This is a genomic window from Streptomyces sp. NPDC056161 (assembly GCF_042268025.1).
GTDB lineage: Bacteria > Actinomycetota > Actinomycetes > Streptomycetales > Streptomycetaceae > Streptomyces.
In genome coordinates, this window is sequence record NZ_JBHJUV010000013.1 from 1 (window position 1) to 20,950 (window position 20,950).

Below are 20,950 nucleotides of genomic sequence, written 5' to 3' on the forward strand. Positions count from 1 at the left end.
GAGCTTCAGACACTCCTCGCAGTCTGGACCGGCGCCTGCCCCACCTGCCACCGCGACATACCCACACCGATGCGAACCTGACCAAGCACTACTAGTTCCAGGACACCCTCGGTCAGGTGGCGGCGCAGGAAGGCGTACGCAAGGAAGAGGTGGCGGTCCCGGTGCGGGTGCCGAGCCGTTGCCGTTCGGCACCCGTGCCGGCCGTGGCCGTCTGACCGTGTCGAGTTCAGAAGGCCGAGCGGACGACTCCGCCGTCGACACGGATCGTGGCGCCGCTGACGTACTGGGCGTATTCACTGCACAGGTACGCCACCGCCGCGGCGATCTCGTCCGGCTCGCCGAAGCGCTCCTGGTCGTTCGGGATGAGGGCGTTGACGGCGTTGGGCCGGATCTCCTCCCAGGTCTCACCCCATCCGCGGGCGGGGCCGATCTCGGTGACGAGTTCCTTGGTGGCCTCGACGAGGATGGCTCCGGGCGAGACCACGTTCGAGGTGACGCCCGTGCCTTTCAGTTCGCGGGCCAGCGACACGGCGAGGTTGTGCCGGGCCGCCAGGGTGGCGTTGTACTGCGGGTGCGTGTTCATCGGCTGGGAGGCGAGACCGCCGCCGATGGTGATGACCCGGCCCCAGCCGCGCTCACGCATCGCCGGAACCAGGTGCTGGATCATCCGCACACCTGAGACCACGTTGACGTTGTAGGTGTCCCGCCACTCGTCGGGGGTCGCTTCCGCCCACGACAGGTGCCGGTAGAAACCGGCGTTGTTGACGAGGATGTCGACGGGGCCGTCCGCGGTGGCCGCTCGGGCGACCTCGGCGGCAGCGGCGTCGTCGGCCAGGTCACCCAGTACCGTGGTGGCTCTCCCGCCGGCCTCGCGGATCTCCCGCGCGACCTTCTCCGTGCGCTCCTGGTCCCGACCGTGGACCACGATCGCGGCGCCCTCGGCCGCCAGCAGCTTCGCGGTGGCCTCGCCGAGTCCGACACTCGACCCCGTGACGAGGGCGCGCTTTCCGGTCAGATTCAGGTTCATGTGCTGTTTCCCTCTCTTGGACTCCCCGCACCGCGCCGGCCGGGGAAGTGTGCCTCCAGAGATAAGTATACAGTCGTAGACTTCTTGTGCGGGCGGGAGGTGTTTCCGGACCGACGTGTCGCGGATCTCTCGGTCGGCCGGGCGACGGCAGGCAGGCAGGCAGGCAAGCAAGCGGACAGGCGGGCAGGCGGGCCGGCGGGCCGGCGGGCAACGGGGCACCCGGCCGACTGCGTCGCGCGTCCGGTGTGTCAGTTCACCGAGCGCGTGGTTCTGCCGTCCACGCGCAGGGGGGGCGCCGCCGATGCAGTCGGCACGGGGGTCGCGAGATGGACCACCGCATCGGCGATCTCTTCGGGACGCCCGAACCCGTCGATCATGATCCGCTCTCGCCTGAGCCAGGTCGCAGGGGACGACCCCCTCCCCCAACAGACCGCCCACGACGTTCTGTTGGAGTACTCGTGGGTCGGTGGAGAGGCGACGGGCCCTTGTCAGTGCCAGGTGATAGAACGCCGGGATGACCGAGACACCTGCCTTTGAAGACCTGCTGGCCCTGATCCAGGACCGCTCCGCCGCTCTGCGCAGCAGCGTCGCGGACTCCGCTGATCTGGATGTCCGCGTCCCCAGCTGCCCCGACTGGTCGCTCCGCGACCTCGTCGAGCACATCACCGAGGTGCACCGGTTCTGGGCGGCGGCGGTCGCGGCCGGCCCCAGCGAGAAGCCGCCGACCGTGGCGCCGGCCGATGCCACGCTGCCTGCCGACCCACTGGCCCGTCCCGCTGCGGCCACCCGAGAGCTGATCGCCGCCCGTTCCGCCGCGGCCACCCGAGAACTGATCGCCGCCCTGCGAGCCGCAGGTCCCGCGTTGGGCTGCTGGACCTGGTGGGGCGACTCCGACGTCCCGAAGACGAGTGGTGCCGTGGCCCGCCATCAGGTTCAGGAGGCCGCTGTCCACGCCTTCGACGCGCAGTTGGCCACCGGAACTCTCCAACCGGTTCCGACGGTTGTCGCACTCGACGGCATCGCCGAGTTCGTCGGCGTCAGCCATGGCACCGCCGGCCCCTGGCCGCACGAGCCGACCCGGATCGGCCTGCACGCCACCGAAGGCAAGTCCTGGCTGATCGACCTGACGGAGTCGGGCTCACACCTCATCGACGGCCGACATGAGGCGGACGCCGACGTCCACGGATCGGCAAGCAATCTGTTGCTGGCCCTGCACCGCCGCCTCCCCTTGGAGCGAGGGAGACCGCGCCGCCCTGGAGAACCTCCTGAACTGGCCCGACCTGTCTTGACCTCCCAGACCTCCCAGCCCGAGAAGCCCCTGCGGGACGGGGTGCGGTCGAAGTACGTCACGCGCCTTGGGCTCGGTGCTGTCTGTCACGGGTGAAAACCAGGTGGACCTGGCGTACTTCGTGGGTAAGGTCGGGCAATGCCCGAGCTGAAGCAGTTGTGTGCCGGCCATGCCCCGGCGGTCCTGGACTTCGAGCTGGCGAACCGCGCCTACTTCGCTGCCTCGATCCCTGACCGCGGCGACGACTTCTTCCACCGTTTCGCCGACCGGTATGCCGCCTTGCTGGCTGAGCAGGAGGCCGGCACCTGCGCTTTCCACGTGCTTGTCGCCGAGGACGGCTCGGTACTCGGCCGGTTCAACCTGGTCGGCATCGAGGACCACTCGGCGGAACTCGGCTACCGGGTCGCGCAGGCCGTCGCCGGCCGTGGCGTGGCGACCGCGACCGTCCGGGAGCTGTGCCGGCTGGCGGCGGCCCGGCACGGGCTGCGGACGCTGCGCGCGGCCACGGCCCACCAGAATGTCGCGTCACAGAAGGTGCTGGCCAGAGCGGGGTTCGTCCGCGTCGGCCCGGCCGACCCGGCCCACCTCGGCGGAAAGCCGGGCACCTGGTACCAGCGCGACCTGGCACTCCCCTGATCGGACTCGGTGTCCGGGCGCGAGAAGCCGGGGCGAGACCGGTTCACGCGGCGCGGCGGGCGCGCCGATCGCTGGGGAAATCCTCCCGGATCGGCACCTCATCGAGTGATTTCCGTCCATATCTCTTGCAGTGATCGGATGGCATCGTTTTGCATGGCGGAGCCCGCCGAGTTTTGCATGACGGAGACTGCCGAGTGTTGCATGACGGAGACTGCCGATCAGAATGGGCCGGTCAATGACAGCGAACCTCGGAGTGGACAGGAGGACGATCTGCCACTTCATTCTCCTGGGTACGGGAAACGGCTCCTGATCGGGGAGTGAGCGTGGCAGGAAGAATGGAGCGGCCCTCGTCGTGTTGAGATCCTTGCGTCCACCTTCGCGTGTGTACCAAAGTCCGCTGCTCGACAGTAAGCGGTGGCACTCCTACGCGCCCCGACGCGGGGACATCGTCATTTCCACCGCCACCAAGGCCGGCACCACGTGGACGCAGAAGATCGTGGCGTCTCTGATCTTCCAGAGTGTCCGTCTGCCTCTTCCGCTCATGGAGCTGAGCCCATGGCTCGACATGAGTATCGCCCCGCTCCCCGAGGTCATGGCGTCGCTTTCCGCACAGCGCCATCGTCGTTTCATCAAAACGCATCTTCCCCTGGACGCGCTTCCTTTCTATTCAGAGGTGTCCTATCTGGTGGTGGGCCGGGACCTGCGGGACCTCGCCCTGTCCACCCATCACCATGCCCGCAGTATGAGTTCCGCCGGGCCGCGTGCCGCCCTCGCGGCGGCCATGGAAGATCAGGGCGAGAAGGGCGCCTCGTCATTCTGTCCTCCGGAAGTACCCGAGGACGTGCACGCGTTCTGGCAGGAATTCTTCACCCGCAGCGCATATCCGTGGGAGCGGGACGGCTGGCCCTACAACTCGCCCACCCACCAGCTGCGTTCGTGGTGGGAACACCGGTCCGAGCCCAACGTGTACTTCCTGCACTACCAGGACATGCTGGACGACCTGGAGGGCCAGATGCGCCGGCTGGCCGATTTCCTCGGCATCTCCGTCGACGCCCCCGTCTGGCCGGACCTGGTGAGGGCCTGCACCTTCGCCGAGATGAAGGCGAAGGGGCACGAGATCTGGGACTCGGGCTTCTCCGGCTCCGCACTCGGGACGTGGAACTTCTTCCACAAGGGCACGAGCGGACAGTGGCGCACCCTGTGTTCCGAGGACGAACTCGCGCTGCACGACCAAGTACTGCTGCGGCTCCCCGAAGACCTCCGCTGCTGGCTTGCCCGCGACGCATCACCGATGTCGACGTGAGCGATGCCACCGCCCGGACATCGGCTCCGTTCCGGAGGCCGCGTCAGCCCGGCGGGCGCTTGGGCACGACGAGTTCGCGGCGCAGTGTCATCACCAAGGTGCGGTGCTGGTTGTAACCTCGGGTCTCCACGCCCACCTGACCGCGGCCGTCACGTTCGGGGATGTCGCGCTTGGCGTACACCTCGCTCTCCGCGTAGAGGGTGTCGCCGTGGAGAACCGGCGCGTGGTGCTCGATCTTCTCAAACCCGCAGTGGGTGATGGCGCGCCCCGCCACGTCCGCTTCGGACAGGCCCAGAAGCAACGAGAAGACATAGCTTCCGATGACCAGGGGTTGCTTGTACCGGGTCGCGGTCTCGGCGTAGTGCGCGTCGAGGTGCAGGGGGTGTCGCACCATGGTCAGTAGGGAGAACAGATGGTGGTCGTACTCCGTGACCGTCTTGCCCGGCCAGTGACTGAAGACCTGTCCGGCCTCGAACTCCTCGAAATACCTACCGAAGCTCAATGAACACCTCTTCAGGGGAGTGGACGGCGGTGACCGTTCGGCCGGGAACGCCTCGTCCCGGAGATCACTTCCATGGAGATCTCCGGGCCGAATCCCGTGACCGGTCCAAAGCCACCGATCGTGCGTACCCGTCGGCAGGATGTCGGCCGTCCGGCGAGGCTGTCGGTGATCCGTAGGCGATGTCTCGGGGGCCGTTGGAAGCGTGGGTGTCGAGCCGTCCTGCCGGGCAGTCGCAGGAACCTTCAAGAGCAAGGGAGCCCCGCCCCTATGTCGTCCACGTCCTCCACCCCGCCCTGGGATGTCCATCGGCTGCCGCGTGCCGATGGCCGTGTCGTCCTGGTCACCGGCGGCAACGCCGGCATCGGGTACTTCGTCGCGGAGCAGTTGTCCGCTACCGGAGCCGTCGTACTGGGCAGCCGGAATCCCGCGAAGGCCGAAGTCGCCACGGCCTCGATCCGCTCGCGTGTCCCCGGCGCGCGGGTGCGGGCCGTACGGCTGGACCTCGCCGACCTCTCGTCGCTCGGAACAGCGGTGGAATCGCTGGGTGTGGAATACCTCGACGCGGTGGTCCACAACGCCGGCGTCGCGCTCGACGCCCCGCCGCGCCGGGAGACCGGGGACGGTCACGAGCTGATGTTCGGCACGAACCACCTCGGGCACTTCGCGCTGACCCACTGGCTGATGCCGCTGCTGTCCGCCGCACCGGAGGCCCGCGTCGTGACCGTGGGCAGCTTCGCGGCGAAGTCCGAGCGGCTCGACCCCGACGACCTGCAATCCCGGAAGGACTACTCGCCCAAGCGCACCTACGGACGCTCCAAGCTGGCGCAGATGTACTTCGGCCTCGAACTCGACCGCCGCCTGCGCGCCGCCGACAGCACGGTGGCAAGCGTGGTGGTCCATCCCGGCGGCGCGCTGGACTCCCTGACCCCGTCACGGCCGCCGGTCCATGTGCGGACCGCTGGTGCGCGGCTCCGCGGTGCACCAGCCGCCCTCCTCGTCCAGGGCAAGCACGCCGGCGCATGGCCCGCGGTCCGAGCAGTGCTGGACCCCACCGTGCGCGGAGGGCAGCTGTGGGGACCGCGTGTCTTCAGCCTGCGCGGCAAGCCCCGACGTGAAGGGGTGTGGAACCACCTCACGGACACCTCCGTGGCGGCGCGGTTGTGGGACGCCAGCCGTGACCTGACCGGCGTCGAACCTCGACACCATCCCCGCACGCCTTCCTGAACGCTGCCCGCCCCCCTTCCCACGGCGCCCTTCGCCTGCGCGTGCTCCGCGGACGTGTGCCAGTCAGAGGGGACAGCTGTACGGCGGCTTCAGCCGCGTCCGTGACGGCCCCCGCCAGGCCCGCCGCGGGAGGCCGCTCACGGAACCATCACCGCGCCGGGACCGGAGAGGCACATTTGCTTTCGCATTGCCCTTACCTCACAACCACCCTCTACGTGTCGTGACAAGCGTCACTGTCGACGCATTTGCAAATGTGAGGCCCCCCTCGGGTACGTTGGGCACTGGCCGAACATGAGGACCCCCTCCGGATGAGCCCCCGTAGCTCGGCACCCGGACGGTCCGGATTTCCCGGATCGCGGATCACGAAGATGGCGGCGACCGCCTACCGGCGGAATCGCGGCACACAACGAGGAGATGGCCATGAACAGGTGGATCAAGCGGGTCTCGGTCGGTCTTGCTTCTGCGGCGATGGCGGGCGGGGCGCTGCTCGGCGCCGGCGGTACGGCGTCGGCCGCCGTTGCACAGCCCGCGCAGCACACCGCGTCCCCGATCTCCGCCGTACGGACCGACGGCGGCTGGATCGGCTCCCACGACGGCGGACACGGCATCAGCTGGAACGGCCGGCACGACGACGGACGCGGAATCAACTGGGACGGCCGGCACCAGTGGTCGGAGCGCCGGGACGGCCGTCACGTGTACATCGGGTACGGCAACCAGTGGCGCGAGGTGACACCGTGGCGCGGTGTCGCCACCAACAGCTGGTACGCGGACCAGCTCGTCTCGTACCTGAACCACCGGTGACGCAGCCAACGGCGGTCACGGTCGGGCACCACGTCCCGCGTGGACGCGGCCCTGGGGTGTGTGTTCGCGCCCCGTCGGGCGACCGCGCGCCGGGGCGGGGGCGGACCCGGGCCGATGACACCCTTCCCGGCCGAACGGCACACACGTACCAGTCGTGTGTGCCGTTCGGCCGATACGTCCGGGCGCCCCAGGGGCGAGCGGAGTACCGGACCGGCGGGACAGGGAGTTCGGCGGGAACAGCAGGAACAGCAGGAACAGCAGGAACTGCGGGAACAGCAGGAACAGCAGGAACAGCGGGAACTGCGGGAACAAAGAGTGAGGCACCGTGAGTTCGGTCAGGACCGTGGCGCACGAACTGCCCATGCGGCTGTTCGTCTCGTACGACCAGCCGGTGTCGATGCGTGTCACACTGCGGTACGACGACGCCGATCCCTACGCCGTCCGTGCCGCCTTCTACCCCGCCGCCAGGTGTGCGGCGGTCGAGTGGTTCCTCAGCCGTGACATGCTGGAGCAGGCCCTGAGCCGGCACACCGGACACGGAGATGTGCGGATGTGGCCGGCCGGCGGCGCGGGGCGTGCCGTGGTGTACATCGCCCTCCGTACGCCCGCCGGATCCGCGCTGCTCGAACTGCCCGCGCGGGGTGTGGCGTCCTTCCTGCGCGACACCCGGTCCGTGGTGCCTCCGGGTGCCGAGTCCCGTCGGCTCGACCTGGACACCGAGCTGGCAGAGCTGCTGGCGGACGGCTGAAGCCCGGCCGCGGGACGACGGTGCCTCGGGCCTGAGGGCCCGACGGTCCTCAAGGGTGAGGGTCCGGTTGCCGATCGCGGTGCCGGGCTCGTTGTGTGTCCGGGCCTGCCGTGTGTGTCTCGTGTACGGGGCCCGTTCCGGGCCTCGCGGTACCGGACCTGCTCATGCGCCTTGCGGTACCGGGCCCGCCGTCTGGCGTGTGACCCGGTGGTCACACCTGCTCGGTACGCCGGTCACGCCTCGCCGAAGCAGTCGCCGCAATCCGCTTCGGGGCACTCCAGCGGGACGAGTGTCTCGTCGACCTGCTGGCGGGTCAGCGGGGGCTCGGGCAGTTCGTGGGCGCACTCGGCACGGAAGGCGTCGAGCATCAGATGAAGGTGGCGACGCCAGGCGGTGGGGGCGACCGTGCGGGTGGCCTGGATGATCCCGGCCTGCGACCAGATCACGAACGCGACGTCCTGGTAGGTGACATCGCCGCGGAGGACACCCTGCTCCTGGGCCCTGCGGAAGGTCTGGGTGGCCATCTCCTTCGCGCGCTCGATCAGTCCTCTGCCGAGCGCGTGGAGAGGCAGCCGGGCCGAGACCAGGTCGTTGAAGGCGCGGTCGCATGCCTGTAGCTGGCACAGCCGTTCCAGGTAATGGCAGAACCCCTCCCAGGCGTCGTCCATGGCCGCCGCCTCTTCCGCCGCGTCGAGCAGATCCGTGAACTTCGCGGTGAAGAGTTCCTCGACCAGGTCGAGCCGGTTGGGGAAGTGCCGGTAGAGGGTTCCGATCGCGACATCCGCCTCGCGGGCGACGCCCTCAAGGGACGCGGCCAGACCCTGCTCAGCGAAAGCCTTGCGGGCTGCGGCCAGGATCGCGTCCCGGTTGCGCTGCGCATCGCGCCGCAGCGGCCTGGCCGCCGCCCGTGGTGCGGAAAGGGTGGGCTGGGGGCACATGCGGGCAGCATAACATGAGGGGGCCCTCGAATTTAAGAACTGTGACCTAGCTCATGGTGTGGGCCATCACTTCCTCCACGCTCGATTGTCCCCACGGGTGCCCGGCCCCGGGTCGGGATCGGAGCCGGGGTCGGGGCCGGGGCCGGGGCCGGGGCCGGACCATAACGCTAACGGTTATTGTTTAGGAGCCGTTGCTCCTTCGGATTTGATAGTGTCAGTTGCATGACCGTGCCGACCGGACGCCGCGAACGCAAGAAGGCCGCGACCCGCCAGAAGATCGCCGACGCCGCCCTGCGGCTCTTCCTGGAACGCGGATACGACGCGGTGGGCATCCGCGACGTGGCCGCCGAGGCCGACGTGGCCGTCACCACGCTCTTCTCCCACTTCGCCTCCAAAGAGGCCCTGGTGTTCGAGCAGGACGCCGACTTCGAACAACGCCTCACGCAGGCGGTCACCGACCGCGCACCGGACGAACCGCTGATCCCCGCACTGCGCCGCGAGATCCACGCCATGGTCCGGCACTGCACGGGAGACGGAACCGCCCCGATCTACCGCATGATCGACGAGTCGCGTGCCCTGCGGGAGTACGAGGAGTCGATACGACTGCGCCACGCGGACTCGCTCGCAACAGCCATCGCCGCCGATCCCGGCCTGACCCAGACCACGACGGCCTGCCGGACGCTCGCGAGGTTCGTGATCGACGCCTACTCGCTGGCGCGCGAGGCGGCCGACCCGCAGGCCGCCGTGGACGAGATCTTCCGGATGATCGAGGCGGCCTGGGAGGTCGCCTGACCGTCTGCGAGCAGTCCCAGGGGTGCGGTTGGCCTCGGCTGAGGGCGGGTCAAGTGCGTCGGGCACATCGGCGGGCGCGAAGCCCGCGCCTCCGAGGCAGGGGACGACGAACCGTTCGGACCAGCCGTCGGTGAGCGGCGCGGTGGCGACAGCACTCTGCGTGCATCACCCACGAGGCCGGGGCCACCCTGGCGGCGGGCGTCGGTGACACCGAATGAGCGAGCCGCCGGGCAACGCCTTGAGCCGGATCAGGCGATGATCGAGTGCCCGGCCGCCGAACCGCGTTCACCGACCAGCGGCCGGCACTGCCGCGAGGCCCCGTCATGGCAACGCTGTGGAGCGCATCCCCACGCCGCACCGACTCGTCGACCGGCTGGCGGTGAGCGGCCTCGCCGTGGACTCCTGCACCGCTGCCCAACTCGACCTCGCTCGGGAACTGAGGGAGTCGATTCACTCCGCCGCGACAGCGGCCGCGATCCAGGACGCCCTCCCCGCGTCTGCTGTCCACGCCCTCAGATGCGATGAGCCGACAAGGGGACGGGAGCACCGAAAGCCGTCCTCGGCGACAACATGCCCTGGGACACGACAGCCTCGGCGGTCCACGAGGAATTACCTGACCGCAGGTCGCCGCGACGACCGAGAGGCAATTTCGAACGGGGCGGGACACCCCGCACCGGAGTGAGAACCGACATTCACGAACTGTCCGCTGTCGGACCGTTACAGGACCGGGATCCACCGCGTTTTTTAGTGCACCAGTGCCACACCGACGCACAGACGGAGGACACATGCACCCCAGGCCGGCCCCCGCGCACCAGCCTCCCGGAATCGAACGGCCCGGCACGATCACGTTCAAGGTTGACGGCATCCGCACCTCGGCGGTGCCGGATACGAGGTGGGAAGCATGAGCGAGCCCACCGACGATGCGTCAGCCGACAAGGTCCCCGGACCGCGCACCGCCCCTCCCCAGCACGCCGCAGCCACAGCGCCCGGCCGGCCAGACGATGCTCCGAGCAGCACCGCCCGCAAGACCGAGCACGGAACAGACGCCTCCGCCCCGCAGATGCGGTACGTCGACCTGACCGGCAGCCGTGAAGCGGCCGGTCGCTCCATCCGGATGCGCGACATGGCCCGGCGTCTGCCCCAGTTGGTGCGCCGCTCCCTGGCGCTCGCCTGGCAAGTGGACCGACGGGCGACCATCGGCCTCCTGCTGTGCCAGGCCGTCGCCGGTGTCATGCAGGCCCTCGGCCTGGTGGCCATCAGTGGCACCCTGACCGCGCTGCTCACCAGCGGAGACGTCTACGACCGGCTTCTTGAGGCGTGGCCGTCCGTGGCCCTGCTCGCGGGCTCCGCCGGTGTGCGCGCTCTCCTGGGCATCACCGTCAACTGGCTGTCCTCCCGGCTGGGCCCGCTGATGTCGCGCGAGGCCGAGCAGATGCTGCTCACCGGCTGCGCCGAGGTCGAGCTGTGCGCCTACGACGACCCCGAGTTCAACCGTGCCCGGGAGGCAGCCGACCGCGGAGCGCAGGTCACCGGGGACCTGATCGACGAGGGGCAGGACCTGATCGCCTCGTCGGCGTCGTTCGTCGCCGGGGCTCTCGTCCTGGCCGGAGTGAACTGGATGCTGCTGCCGCTCCTGATCGCGGCCAGCCTGCCGCAGGCCCTGGCCCAGGTCAGTGCCGCACGGGCGCGGTACCTGGCGAACCTGCGCAGCAACGGCGACCTACGGATGCTGTCGGTGCTGCGCTGGCACATCTACACCAAGGACGCCGCCGACCAGATCCGCGCCGGCACCATGGCCCCGTTCCTGTCCGGCCGGTACCGGGAGACGGTCGCCCGGATCAACCGGGAGGACCGGGCCGCGGCCGACAAGGGCGCCCGCATGTCCCTGATCGGCGCGCTGTGCGGCGGCCTGGGGTCGGCCATCGTATGGGCGGCGGTCGTACTGCTGTTGGCCCATGGGCGCATCAGCGTCGGACACGCGGGAACCGCCGTCTTCGCCCTCCAGACGGTGGGCCAGTCGGTCCGCGGTCTGGTGGCCGTCGGCGCCCGAGCCGTGCGCACGGGCCTGTACATGGACGACTGGAGCGGCTTCCTGGACAAGGCGGGCGGGTTCCGCATGCGCCGGGGTCCGCGCCGCCCCGTACCGCCGAGGACGATCGAGGTCAGGTCGGTCACCCACCGCTACGCGGGCAAGGACCGCGACGCGCTGTCCGACGTCTCGCTCACCCTGCGGCGGGGTGAGGTCACCGCCCTGGTCGGCTACAACGGATCGGGCAAGTCGACGCTGTCCAAGCTGATCAGCGGCCTGAACCTGCCCACGAGCGGGCAGGTGCTGTGGGATGGGATGCCCATCGGCGAGGCCGACCCGCAGGCCCTGTGGCAACAGGTGGCCCTGGTGCCACAGAGCTACGCGCACTGGCCGCTGACCGTACGCGAGAACGTGAACCTGGGGCAGCCGACAGCACGCGGCGACACGGCGGTGCGTGAGGCGTGCGAGGCCGCCGGCGCCGACGAGGTCGTCGACGGGCTCGGTGCCGGCCTGGACACCCTCCTTGCCCGCGAGTGGCTCAACGGCGAGGAACTCAGCGGCGGCCAATGGCAACGCATCGCTCTGGCCAGGGCGTTCTTCCGTGAGGCCGGGCTGCTGGTCCTGGACGAGCCGACCGCGAACCTCGATCCCCGCGCCGAGTACCGGATCTTCCGGCGGCTGCGGGATCTGGCCCGCGACCGGGCGGTGCTGTTGGTGACCCACCGCATCACCAACGTCGCCGTGGCCGACCGGATCGTGGTCCTCGACGAGGGCAGGATCGTGCAGGAAGGCACCTACTCGGAACTCGCGCAACAGCCCGGCCTGTTCCAGCAGTTGCTGTCCTTCCAGGTCACCTCCGAGCCGGGCGGCGAGCAGCGCGGGGCACCCGCCTGAGCCGTACCGACGCCGCTGCGGCAGGCCGCGTCTCCCACGGCCCACGGCGAACCCGTCGTCCGCGACCATGACCAGCGGAACGGAGCACCGCGGCCTGCTTCCCCGGGGGCCGCTGGATGCCGGTCGGCAGTCGGACACGGGGGGGGCGGGGCTACCGCCTGTGGTGTGTGGCCGCGACGGCCGCCGCGATCTGTCGGGGGGTCAGGCTGGCCGCGGCGTGATCGACCGGGGTGCGGAAGCCCGCGAGTACGTAGGTGACGTGCCGACGCCAGGCATCGGGCGCGACGTCACCGCTGGTGTGCACGATCCCGCGCAGCGCCCAGATCGCGGCGGCGATGTCGCCGACCGTGACCTCGGTCGTGACACCGCCGCCGTGCTGCGCCTTGGTGAGCAGTTGCCCGGTCAGGTCGCTGAGTTCCCGTACGAGCGGCGCGGGTGCGAGGTCGCCCCACATTCCGTGCATGAAGCCCTGGTTGGCCGCCATCTCCCAGCCGACGGTGTCCAGAAACGTGTCGAGGCACGTCTGCGGGGGTTCCTCGTATGCCTGCCGGGCCAGATCGATCAGGCGGCTGAAGAACACCTGAAGGACCTCGCGCACCAGCGCTTCCTTGCTGCCGAAGCGCCGGTAGAGGGTGGCCGGCCCCACCCCCGCGGCACGTGCGACATCGTCCAGGCCGGCGCTGGTGCCCTGCTCCGCGAAGACCCGCTCGGCCGCGGCGATCAGCCGCGCGCGGTTCTCGGCGGCGTCACGGCGCAGGCTCCGTGCAGCGGGCGGCTGCGGTTCGTCCTGCTGCTTCGCTGGGCGGGGCACGGTGTGTCTCCTGTTCGGTCACGGTCGGGTTCAGCCGGTGCGGCGGCCGTCCACACCCAGCAGCTCGGCCAGCGCCCGGACACCGTCCTGCGTTTCCAGGCCGCCGACCAGGGCCACCAGCGCGTCGGTCCGCTCGGGCGCGATGAGACCGTCGACATTCTCGTGGAATTTACCCCTGACGTCCGCCGCGGTGGCCTGGCGGCTCGGGTGGCCGCGGAATCCTGCCTGGTAGACGCCGTGCGTGGTGCCGTCACGCAGCACGATGTCCACCTGGCTGCTGAAGATGGGGTCGCCCTCGGGGATGGGCATCGGGTACGGCTCGACACGGTCGCCGACGGCGAGGATCTCGGGGTCGGTCCAACGGGCAGGGTCGAAGTAGTCCGCCGGGGCGTTGTGGCCGGTGACGAACTGTAGTCCGGTGCTGAAGGCGAGGCTGAACTGTGCCGAGACGGCGTCGCGGGGTCGGGTGACGCCGGCTCCGTGGCCGACCGCGAAGTCGACCAGGCCGACCCGGATCCGCTCGACGTCGGCCGCCTTGATGTCGTGTTCCTCGCGCAGCAGCCGGACCGCGTCCAGCGGGGCGTGATTGGTGGCGACCCCCGGGTAGAAGCGGACGATGGTGTCGAGCACCAGCCACTGGTCCCAGGCCGCTTCCAGCGCCGCCGGATCACCGCCGCCACCGAAGAGGTGCAGCAGCCCGCGGGGACCTTCGAAGATGGTCGGCGGTCCGGTGAGGCCGAGCTGGGCGAGTTCCGCGGCCTCCGTACCGGAACGGGAGGCCAGACCGGCGTGCAGGCGTTTGACCTCGCCGCCGCTCCTGTCGTACTCCATGGCACCGCCGGCGTCACTGCCCGCGACGCCGAAGGCGTGGGTCAGCTGGGCCGTGGTCAGTCCCAGGATCTTGCCGGCCGCCGCGGCGGCGCCGTACACACCGAGGACCTTCGAACCGTGCCAGCCGATGGCGACCATCTGCGGGGTGGCCGCGCCGAGCAGACCCATCACCTGGATGCCGGCCACGACGGCGGTGATCACGTCGCGTCCGGAGGTGCCCTCCCGTTCCGCGAGCGCCAGTACGGCGGGGATGACGGCCGAGTTGGTGTGCCATGCCTGCGCGTGCGCGTCGTCGTACTCGGCGCTGTGCCCCAGGGTGCCGTTGACCCAGGCGACCTGCGACACCGTGGACCGGGCACCGGAGTGCGACAGCGTGGCCTCCGCCTTCCCGGGCTGCCGGTCGGCGAGTTCGAGCACGGGTTGTATGTTCGGCAGGGTCGCGCCCCGCAGTTGCAGACCGAGTTGGTCGAGGATGAGCAGCTTGGTCCGCTCGACCACCTCGGTGGGCAGGTCGTCGTAGCGCAGCGCGGTCACCCAGGCGGCGATCCGCTCGGCGAGGGGTGCGGAATCGTTCCCGGTGACGGGAGTGGTGTCAGTCATGGGAGTCGTCTCCATGCCGTGTCGCCGTACCTGCGGGCGACACTCAAGTGATAGTGGTTGTCTTAGTTGTGTCGGGCCCCTGCGTCGTACCGAAGGCGGCGGCAAGAGGTGACCGACGCCGGAATGCGGCGGATCCACGCCGGTGCGACGGTCCCCCGACCGCGGCGCCACCGGCCCCGGCAGGGGAGGCCGGCCGCGGGCGCGACGGTGGCTCGGCCCCGGCCGCCGCCGGAGTACGGACCACCCGAAGGCGGAGCCGACGCCCGTATCGGTTCCCGCACCCGGCCAGGCCGGCTTTCGGCCGGCGCTTCCCACTCCGCTGCGCCGCGGTGTTCGCGCGCGGGCCGGAATCCCGCGGGCAACGCCTCGCGGACAACGCCCAGCGGGACACGGCCGCCCAGGACGATGGCCATCAGCACACTCAGCCCTCTTCGATGAACCGGATCTCGGCGAGGGGGCTGCCGGCGACCCAGTCGTCCACCACGAGCGGCGGGTCCGGCGCCGGGACGGCGGGCGAGTGCACGATGTCGTCGATGAGCCGGGTGAAGACGCGCCGCCGCTCGGCCCGGTCCGTGATCGGGACCGCCCTGGCAGGCAGGTCCGCGCGTACCTCCCCCTTGAGGTGGAGGGTGAATTCCGGGTTCGCGAGCAGGTTCGCGTACCACGAGCGCGGCCCCGGCCGGCCGCTCAGATAGAGCCGGTCCCCCGCCCGGTAGAACCAGATCTCGATGCGCCGGGGTTTCCCGGACCGGGCACCGATCGTGGTGATGTCGACTCGCCGGTCCACGACGGTGGTGTTCCGGTCGATCCGAAGCGCGTGTTCAACCTCTGGGCGCACATCGTCCTCCTCGCGGCGTCGCTGGTTCCGGCGATCCGTCTGACGACGGAGGCCAGCAGTAAGTGATAATAAAGCTATCATTTACTGTGCGGAGTGCAGTGCGGTTCCGCGTCCGTGCTCTGGACGCCGCCGCCCCGTGCTCCGACCCACGCCGGCCCCGCCCGCGGCGCTGTCCCCCGCGCCAGCCGACAGCGCCGGCGCGTCCGGCGCCGATCCCGCCGCCCACACCGACACGCACGGCCGCGCCCCGACTTCCGGTGCCCGCCCCGGAAACCCGTCCGGGGCCTGCCCGCAACCCGCCACCAGCGTGACCCTGCACGGCGCAATCCCGACGGCTGCGCCGCCCACAGCTCACCGTGTGTCGGCAGGCGCCGACTGCCGCCGCACACCTCCGGCCGGGACCAGTACCAGGTGAGCGGCCTGCATCCGGGCGGTCACAGCCGCACCGCGCCGACGCGGAATAACCCGCGTCCGCCGCGGGCGGGTGGACCGCCGCCACCGGATCCGGCCGCCCGCCGTCGTCGCCCCAGGTGGGGGACGGTGGCCGGCGACACCGAACGGATGCCGCGGAAACCTCGCCCGGCCTGCGCGGATCGGTGCTCGCACAGCCTGCGGGTACGGTCGGCGGACCTAGGATGAGTACGTGGACAGGGAGTCACCCGCTCATCCGCGAACCCCGGACCCGGCAGCGGGTGCGGCCATCGCGGGAGCGCTGCGGCTGATCCACGAGCATGTGCGGGCCGATGCGACCACGGCATACCTCGTGACGGCCGACTCACGGTTTCTGACGGCAGCGATGGCGATCGACACCCCGCTCGCCTTCGTGCTGCCCCCGCGGCTGCCCCTGGACAACACCTGTTACTCCGCCACGCTCGCTCACCATTCCGGTGAGCCGGTGATCAGGAGGTTTCCGGAGATCCAGGAGCTGATCCAGGACTACCCCGCCATGATCCAGTACGTTCCGTACCCGCTGGCCTTGGTGTCCGTGCCGCTGCGCACCCGCAGGACGCGCTTCGGTGTCCTGGTGCTGCGCTGGGCCCCGCCCCAGGACATCTCCGAGAAGACGGTCGGCTTCCTGGTCCGGGTGGCGGACGACCTCGCCGCCGAACTCGAACGGATCGCCGGCTCCCCGGCCGCCGTCGAGGCACCTCCCGCCCCCGTGTTCATCCCCGAGCGTGCCGGTCCGGACGAGTTCCACGCGGCCCGGGGCGGGTCGGAGCGCGAGCTGTGGAAGTGGCCGGGGCCACGCAGCACCCGGAGCACGGCGTTCCTCAGCCAGTTCCAGCAACTGGCCACCGTGCTCAAGGCGGCCGTGAGCCTTCATGACGTGGTGGCAGCGGTTCAGCAGCAGGTGGTGACGCTCTTCGGTGGCCGGTCGATGCTCCTGTGCCTGACCGACCAGGGCCGTCTGCGGGTCGTCGGATCGGCCGGCTTGCCGAAGGAGGACGTACGAAGTGTCGACGGCATCCCGCTCACCCGCCGCTCCCCGGAGACCGACGTCTCTACGGCCGTCCAGCCCAGATGCTTCGCGACCAGGGACGAGCTGCTGTCGGCCTATCCGGCGCTGGACAGGTACCACGACGACCGGGCCTGGCTGTTCCTGCCACTGATCGTCGACGGCCGGCCCGCGGGATGCTGCGTCATGGGCTACGACGAACCGCACACCCTGCCGGACGAGGACCTGGCCGTACTCATGATCATGCTCGGCGCGGTCGCCCAGTCAGTGCAACGCGCACGTTCGTCCGAACAGGACCACGCCATCGCCCAGGGGCTGCAACAGAGCCTGCTGCCCAAGAGCCTGCCGCATCTCGAAGAGCTCGACACCGCGACACGGTATCTGCCCTCGACCCGCGGGTCGGCGGTCGGCGGCGACTGGTACGACGTGATCAGACTGCCGGATCCCGACCGGGTCGGGCTGGTCATCGGCGATGTCGAGGGGCACAGCATCGAGGCCGTCGGCATCATGGGACAGTTGCGCACCAGTGTGCGCGCCTATGCCGCCGAAGGTCATGATCCGGCCACCGTGCTCGCCCGGAGCAACCGGCTGCTCGCCGACCTCGACACCGATCTGTTCGCCACCTGCTGCTGCATGTGGCTACAGCTGACCGGCGGCAGGGCGCAGGTGGCGAGCGCCGGTCATCCGCTGCCGATCATCGTCTCGCACCAGCGGGTCACGGTGCCCCCGGTGACCCCCGGCCCGCCGCTCGGCGTGAAACCGGACGCCGTGTACGTGCAGACACAGCTGGTGCTGCCGCGTGGCGCGGTCGCCGCGATGTACACGGACGGTCTCCTCGACACGAGCCGCCGCCGCGGCGCCCGAGCCGCCGACGAACAGTTGGCGGGCACTCTGGCGGCACATGCCGAAGAAAATCTGGAACTGATCGCCGACCGCCTGGTCGATGCCCCTCGCTCGGTCGAGCGCCGCGACGACACGGCGCTGCTGCTCGTACGGTACGAAGGGCGGCGCGGGTCCGAGGGAACGCGGATCGCCCAGACCTCCCTCCAGCGCGACGATCTTCAACACGTCGGTCAGCTACGCCATTTCCTGCGGGAGGTGCTGCTCTCCTGGGGGCAGGGCTCGCTGTCGGAGGACATGGAACTTCTGGTGTCGGAAGTGGCGACGAACGCCCTCGTCCACGCCCGCTCCGACGTGGATGTCCGGCTGCGGGAGTACGTCGATCGGCTCCGCGTCGAGGTGCGCGACAGCGATCCGCACCCACCGGTGGTCGTCGCCGTCCTGGAAGGGGACCGGGGCGACGACGAAGCGGAGTCCGGCCGGGGCATGCTGATCGTCGACGCCCTGGCCTCCTCCTGGGGCACGTCGCCCGCCGGACGGGGCAAGACCACATGGTTCGAACTCACCACGGCGGCGCGGAACGGCGGTCCGCTGTCCGGCCGCGGCGCTGACTTCTGAACCCGGCCGCCGGTCCGCTGTCCGGCCGCGGCGCTGACTTCTGAACCCGGCCGCCGGTCCGCTGTCCGGCCGCGGCGCTGACTACTGAACCCGGCCGCCGGTCCGCTGTCCGGCCGCGGCGCTGACTACTGAACCCGGCCGCCGCAGCGTACGGCCTCACCCGCGCGGCACAGCCGTCCACGCGGCACACCTCGCCCGCATCGACCGCGACGCCAGGAAGCCCGGTCCCGCGCGGGCGTCCCGCACCCGAGGGAGCATGCCGAGTCAGCCTGGTGGGCGAACCCGGGGGTGGGCTCCCGGGCCGGAAACTGCGTGCCGCGCACGGGACCAGCACACCGAAGCAGACAAGGAGCGCGCTGGCTGACAAGGAAGCCGGTCCCCAGCAGGCCGGCCCCACGACCGCGAGCCACGACGCGGGTCGCGTTCCGGCCGCGCCGGACTCCATGGCCTCCCGCTCGGCCGCATGCCTACCATCCCTTCATGGCCAGTACAGGTGAAAAGGTAAGTGTCGGCGCCGCCGGTGACGACTCGGCGGAGAGCTGCTCGATCGACCGCGTCGAGCACGCCCTCGGCATCCTTGAGGGACGGTGGAAGCTGCTGATCGTCCATCACCTGCTCGTCCGGCATCGGCTCCGCTTCTCCGAACTGGAGCGGGCCATCCCTCGGGTGACACAGAAGATGCTGATCCAGCAACTGCGTGCCCTGGAGGCCGACGGCGTGGTCCGGCGGATCGTCTATCCCGAGGTCCCGCCGCACGTGGAGTACGAACTCACCCCGGCGGGAGAGGCCCTGACCCCGGCGCTCAACGCCCTGCACGACTGGGCGGCCGAATCGTGTCCGACGGCCGAGGCGCAGCGGACGGCCAAGGGGCGGAAGCGGACCGCGGCTCGGGCGTGAGTCCGGACGTCCGGGCGCAGGCCGAGGGCCGGGCCTGGGCATCCTTCGTCCCCCCCACGCAGGTTCAGAGCGTGGGGAAGGTGTCCATCCAGATGATCTCCAGCGTGCGGTGCAAGATCCGCCATCCTTCGGGTCGGCGCTCCAGACGGTCGACGAAGAACCCGGTCTGCATGAGGTTCCAGCCTTTCCCGTCGGTACTGCCCTTGTGCGTGTGCAGATGCTGGGTGCGTGCCACGGCTGTGTCGCCGGCTATCTCCACGGTCGAGAAACCCTGGAAATGCTGCCACTTCTCCAGCTGGGTCATGGAACCGCCCGCGCCCCGCATGACCTCGACCAGCTTGCGGTGGTCGAGACCCTTCAACGAGGCGTCACCCGTGACGGAGTAGTCCACGGTCGCACCCGGCGCGAACACGGCGTCCCACTGTTCCAGCACGTTGTTGTCGCCGCCCTCGTGCAGATCCTGTCCGAGGCCGTAGCGCACGATCAGATCCTGGATCTCCAGCCGGTCCTCGACGTACCGGATGCGCTCGTCGAGAGAGTTGCCGGGCTTTGTGTTGATTGCGCTGTTCGTCATGGCGTTCACGAGAGAAACCCGCATCCGCACCCGGAAGTACCGACTAAAAAGTAAGTAGGCGACGGCCGCGGTCGAGGGCTGCGCGCCTGCGTGGCCTGCGCGGCCGGGTTCCGGCCGCCGGCACGCGGCGGTATGACGATCCGCGTCCTGCTCGCCGACGTCGAGGCGCTGCGCGCATGGCCTTCACCACGGTCCTGGACGCCCAGCCGGACATGAGACCCGTCGGCGACGCCGACGGCGGCGACGAAGCGGTCCGTCTCGCCCGGCAGTTGTGCCTGGCAGGCCGCCACCCCTTGAAACTATCAGATCCAAATACGTAACGGTTTGTAAACACTAACCGTTAGTGTTACGGTCGGCTGCATGAAGAGAGTGAGCTTCGCCGAGTTCGGCGGTCCTGACGTGTTGCGCCTCGAAGACGCCGAGGAGCCCCACGCGGGCCCCGGCCACATACGCATCGCCGTACGGGCGGCGGGCGTGAACGCCGTCGACTGGAGGATTCGGGAGGGCCAGAAACTGAAGGCCCATCCGGTCGAGTTGCCCTCCGGCGTCGGGCAGGACGCCTCCGGCGTGGTCGACGAAGTGGGTGAGGGAGTCGAAGGCGTCGAGGTCGGCGACCACGTGTTCGGCGAAGGCGCCGACACCTATGCCGAGTTCGCCGTGCTGTCGGCCTGGGCCCGCATGCCCGAGGGCCTGACGTTCGAAGAGGCGGCCGGGTACCCCTCGGTGGTGGAGACCGCGCTACGCATCATCCGCCAGGTCGGCGTGCGGCCCGGACAGACGCTGCTGGCCAGCGGGGCGGCCGGGGGAGTCGGATCGGTAGTGCTGCAACTCGCCCGCGACCGCGGCATCACGGTGATCGGCACGGCCGGCGCCGCGAACCAGGACTACCTGCGCAGCCTGGGCGCCGTCGCCACGACGTACGGCGAGGGCTGGGTCGAGCGGGTACGGCGGCTCGGCCAGGTCGACGCGGCTCTCGATCTGGCCGGCTCGGGCGTGATCCGCGAACTCGTCGAGCTGACCGGGGACCCGCAGAAGGTGATCTCCATCGCGGATCTGGGCGCGCCGGAGTTCGGTGTCCGGTTCTCCGGCGTGGCCGGAAGCGTCCCGGAAGCGCTCGCCGAGGCCGCCGCCCTCATCTCGCGGGGCAAGCTCCGCCTCCCGGTCGAGAAGACGTACACGCTCGCCGAGGCCGCGGCGGCACACACCGACAGCCGGGCCGGTCACACACGCGGGCGCCGGATCATCGTCGTACGAGCCGGTTCCACGCAGGCGCACGGCCCGGCAAGCTGAAGCCTCGGCACGC

The 20,950-nt window shown here is 70.2% G+C and carries 20 protein-coding genes and 1 pseudogene; 13 read left to right on the forward strand and 8 right to left on the reverse strand.

The genetic code is table 11. From position 1 onward, the window contains the following. Positions 1-226 precede the first annotated feature (226 nt). A complete protein-coding gene (locus ACFC09_RS14075; RefSeq protein ID WP_376527154.1) occupies positions 227-1,027 on the reverse strand; it encodes an SDR family NAD(P)-dependent oxidoreductase in 801 nt (266 codons plus the stop codon). A 248-nt stretch (positions 1,028-1,275) separates the two neighbouring features. Beyond that, a complete protein-coding gene (locus ACFC09_RS14080) occupies positions 1,276-1,404 on the reverse strand; it encodes a hypothetical protein (RefSeq protein ID WP_376527156.1) in 129 nt (42 codons plus the stop codon). 137 nt (positions 1,405-1,541) lie between these two features. On the opposite strand from ACFC09_RS14080, the gene ACFC09_RS14085 reads away from it, so the two are divergent. The 3 genes from ACFC09_RS14085 to ACFC09_RS14095 all read left to right on the forward strand — a co-directional run bounded on the left by ACFC09_RS14085 (position 1,542) and on the right by ACFC09_RS14095 (position 4,254). Continuing rightward, positions 1,542-2,411: a maleylpyruvate isomerase family mycothiol-dependent enzyme gene (locus ACFC09_RS14085; RefSeq protein WP_376527158.1), complete on the forward strand. Its 870-nt coding sequence runs from the start codon at positions 1,542-1,544 to the stop codon at positions 2,409-2,411. Positions 2,412-2,453: 42 nt separating this feature from the next. Further along, entirely contained in the window at positions 2,454-2,951 is a 498-nt protein-coding gene (locus ACFC09_RS14090; protein WP_376527160.1) for a GNAT family N-acetyltransferase, read from the forward strand. Positions 2,952-3,333: 382 nt separating this feature from the next. Continuing rightward, positions 3,334-4,254, forward strand: coding sequence for a sulfotransferase domain-containing protein (locus ACFC09_RS14095; RefSeq protein WP_376527162.1), 921 nt, complete (start codon positions 3,334-3,336; stop codon positions 4,252-4,254). Positions 4,255-4,297: 43 nt separating this feature from the next. Here the strand turns inward: ACFC09_RS14095 and ACFC09_RS14100 are convergent, their stop codons facing one another. Further along, positions 4,298-4,756: a MaoC family dehydratase gene (locus ACFC09_RS14100; RefSeq protein ID WP_376527164.1), complete on the reverse strand. Its 459-nt coding sequence runs from the start codon at positions 4,754-4,756 to the stop codon at positions 4,298-4,300. Between the two features lie 267 nt (positions 4,757-5,023). On the opposite strand from ACFC09_RS14100, the gene ACFC09_RS14105 reads away from it, so the two are divergent. The 3 genes from ACFC09_RS14105 to ACFC09_RS14115 all read left to right on the forward strand — a co-directional run bounded on the left by ACFC09_RS14105 (position 5,024) and on the right by ACFC09_RS14115 (position 7,529). Continuing rightward, positions 5,024-5,980, forward strand: coding sequence for an SDR family NAD(P)-dependent oxidoreductase (locus ACFC09_RS14105; RefSeq protein ID WP_376527166.1), 957 nt, complete (start codon positions 5,024-5,026; stop codon positions 5,978-5,980). 420 nt (positions 5,981-6,400) lie between these two features. Then, a complete protein-coding gene (locus tag ACFC09_RS14110) occupies positions 6,401-6,781 on the forward strand; it encodes a hypothetical protein (protein WP_376527168.1) in 381 nt (126 codons plus the stop codon). A gap of 361 nt (positions 6,782-7,142) precedes the next feature. Continuing rightward, entirely contained in the window at positions 7,143-7,529 is a 387-nt protein-coding gene (locus tag ACFC09_RS14115; RefSeq protein WP_376527574.1) for an SsgA family sporulation/cell division regulator, read from the forward strand. A gap of 233 nt (positions 7,530-7,762) precedes the next feature. Here ACFC09_RS14115 and ACFC09_RS14120 read toward each other — a convergent pair whose 3' ends face one another. Next, positions 7,763-8,467 carry a TetR/AcrR family transcriptional regulator gene (locus ACFC09_RS14120; protein ID WP_376527170.1) on the reverse strand — a complete coding sequence of 235 codons (705 nt, stop codon included), beginning with the start codon at positions 8,465-8,467 and terminating at the stop codon, positions 7,763-7,765. Between the two features lie 222 nt (positions 8,468-8,689). On the opposite strand from ACFC09_RS14120, the gene ACFC09_RS14125 reads away from it, so the two are divergent. The 3 genes and pseudogenes from ACFC09_RS14125 to ACFC09_RS14135 all read left to right on the forward strand — a co-directional run bounded on the left by ACFC09_RS14125 (position 8,690) and on the right by ACFC09_RS14135 (position 12,182). After that, positions 8,690-9,259 (forward strand): TetR/AcrR family transcriptional regulator, encoded by a 570-nt coding sequence (locus ACFC09_RS14125; RefSeq protein WP_376527172.1) that lies wholly within the window; start codon positions 8,690-8,692, stop codon positions 9,257-9,259. Between the two features lie 334 nt (positions 9,260-9,593). Further along, positions 9,594-9,800, forward strand: a pseudogene (locus tag ACFC09_RS14130) (ABATE domain-containing protein); the annotation flags it as partial. Positions 9,801-10,319: 519 nt separating this feature from the next. Then, positions 10,320-12,182: an ABC transporter ATP-binding protein gene (locus tag ACFC09_RS14135; protein ID WP_376527577.1), complete on the forward strand. Its 1,863-nt coding sequence runs from the start codon at positions 10,320-10,322 to the stop codon at positions 12,180-12,182. Positions 12,183-12,333: 151 nt separating this feature from the next. Here ACFC09_RS14135 and ACFC09_RS14140 read toward each other — a convergent pair whose 3' ends face one another. The 3 genes from ACFC09_RS14140 to ACFC09_RS14150 form a co-directional block, all read right to left on the reverse strand. Next, positions 12,334-12,993: a TetR/AcrR family transcriptional regulator gene (locus ACFC09_RS14140; protein ID WP_376527174.1), complete on the reverse strand. Its 660-nt coding sequence runs from the start codon at positions 12,991-12,993 to the stop codon at positions 12,334-12,336. A 30-nt stretch (positions 12,994-13,023) separates the two neighbouring features. Further along, complete coding sequence (locus ACFC09_RS14145; protein ID WP_376527176.1) at positions 13,024-14,424, reverse strand: MmgE/PrpD family protein; 1,401 nt, start codon at positions 14,422-14,424, stop codon at positions 13,024-13,026. A 421-nt stretch (positions 14,425-14,845) separates the two neighbouring features. Beyond that, a complete protein-coding gene (locus ACFC09_RS14150; protein WP_376527178.1) occupies positions 14,846-15,262 on the reverse strand; it encodes a nitroreductase family deazaflavin-dependent oxidoreductase in 417 nt (138 codons plus the stop codon). A gap of 643 nt (positions 15,263-15,905) precedes the next feature. Between ACFC09_RS14150 and ACFC09_RS14155 the strand changes: the two genes are divergently transcribed. Both ACFC09_RS14155 and ACFC09_RS14160 read left to right on the forward strand, forming a co-directional pair. After that, complete coding sequence (locus ACFC09_RS14155; protein ID WP_376527181.1) at positions 15,906-18,176, forward strand: SpoIIE family protein phosphatase; 2,271 nt, start codon at positions 15,906-15,908, stop codon at positions 18,174-18,176. A 480-nt stretch (positions 18,177-18,656) separates the two neighbouring features. Beyond that, positions 18,657-19,073 carry a winged helix-turn-helix transcriptional regulator gene (locus ACFC09_RS14160; protein ID WP_376527183.1) on the forward strand — a complete coding sequence of 139 codons (417 nt, stop codon included), beginning with the start codon at positions 18,657-18,659 and terminating at the stop codon, positions 19,071-19,073. A 64-nt stretch (positions 19,074-19,137) separates the two neighbouring features. On the opposite strand, the gene ACFC09_RS14165 is transcribed toward ACFC09_RS14160, so the two are convergent. Then, positions 19,138-19,647, reverse strand: coding sequence for a nuclear transport factor 2 family protein (locus ACFC09_RS14165; protein WP_376527185.1), 510 nt, complete (start codon positions 19,645-19,647; stop codon positions 19,138-19,140). A 176-nt stretch (positions 19,648-19,823) separates the two neighbouring features. On the opposite strand from ACFC09_RS14165, the gene ACFC09_RS14170 reads away from it, so the two are divergent. Next, the gene (locus ACFC09_RS14170; RefSeq protein WP_376527187.1) at positions 19,824-19,967 is read left to right on the forward strand and encodes a hypothetical protein; all 144 of its coding nucleotides are present in this window, start codon (positions 19,824-19,826) and stop codon (positions 19,965-19,967) included. Between the two features lie 40 nt (positions 19,968-20,007). Beyond that, on the forward strand, positions 20,008-20,937 hold the full coding sequence (locus ACFC09_RS14175) for an NADP-dependent oxidoreductase (protein WP_376527189.1): 930 nt from the start codon (positions 20,008-20,010) through the stop codon (positions 20,935-20,937). Positions 20,938-20,950 lie beyond the last annotated feature (13 nt).

Bases quoted from the DNA above. Each gene is read 5' to 3' on its own strand.
- ACFC09_RS14170 (WP_376527187.1), top strand. From the start codon at position 19,824: ATGGCCTTCACCACGGTCCTGGACGCCCAGCCGGACATGAGACCCGTC.
- ACFC09_RS14175 (WP_376527189.1), top strand. From the start codon at position 20,008: ATGAAGAGAGTGAGCTTCGCCGAGTTCGGCGGTCCTGACGTGTTGCGC.
- ACFC09_RS14145 (WP_376527176.1), bottom strand. From the start codon at position 14,424: ATGACTGACACCACTCCCGTCACCGGGAACGATTCCGCACCCCTCGCC.
- ACFC09_RS14080 (WP_376527156.1), bottom strand. From the start codon at position 1,404: ATGATCGACGGGTTCGGGCGTCCCGAAGAGATCGCCGATGCGGTGGTC.
- ACFC09_RS14110 (WP_376527168.1), top strand. From the start codon at position 6,401: ATGAACAGGTGGATCAAGCGGGTCTCGGTCGGTCTTGCTTCTGCGGCG.
- ACFC09_RS14105 (WP_376527166.1), top strand. From the start codon at position 5,024: ATGTCGTCCACGTCCTCCACCCCGCCCTGGGATGTCCATCGGCTGCCG.
- ACFC09_RS14075 (WP_376527154.1), bottom strand. From the start codon at position 1,027: ATGAACCTGAATCTGACCGGAAAGCGCGCCCTCGTCACGGGGTCGAGT.
- ACFC09_RS14165 (WP_376527185.1), bottom strand. From the start codon at position 19,647: ATGACGAACAGCGCAATCAACACAAAGCCCGGCAACTCTCTCGACGAG.
- ACFC09_RS14085 (WP_376527158.1), top strand. From the start codon at position 1,542: ATGACCGAGACACCTGCCTTTGAAGACCTGCTGGCCCTGATCCAGGAC.
- ACFC09_RS14115 (WP_376527574.1), top strand. From the start codon at position 7,143: ATGCGGCTGTTCGTCTCGTACGACCAGCCGGTGTCGATGCGTGTCACA.
- ACFC09_RS14135 (WP_376527577.1), top strand. From the start codon at position 10,320: ATGCGGTACGTCGACCTGACCGGCAGCCGTGAAGCGGCCGGTCGCTCC.
- ACFC09_RS14125 (WP_376527172.1), top strand. From the start codon at position 8,690: ATGACCGTGCCGACCGGACGCCGCGAACGCAAGAAGGCCGCGACCCGC.
- ACFC09_RS14160 (WP_376527183.1), top strand. From the start codon at position 18,657: ATGGCCAGTACAGGTGAAAAGGTAAGTGTCGGCGCCGCCGGTGACGAC.
- ACFC09_RS14090 (WP_376527160.1), top strand. From the start codon at position 2,454: ATGCCCGAGCTGAAGCAGTTGTGTGCCGGCCATGCCCCGGCGGTCCTG.
- ACFC09_RS14120 (WP_376527170.1), bottom strand. From the start codon at position 8,467: ATGTGCCCCCAGCCCACCCTTTCCGCACCACGGGCGGCGGCCAGGCCG.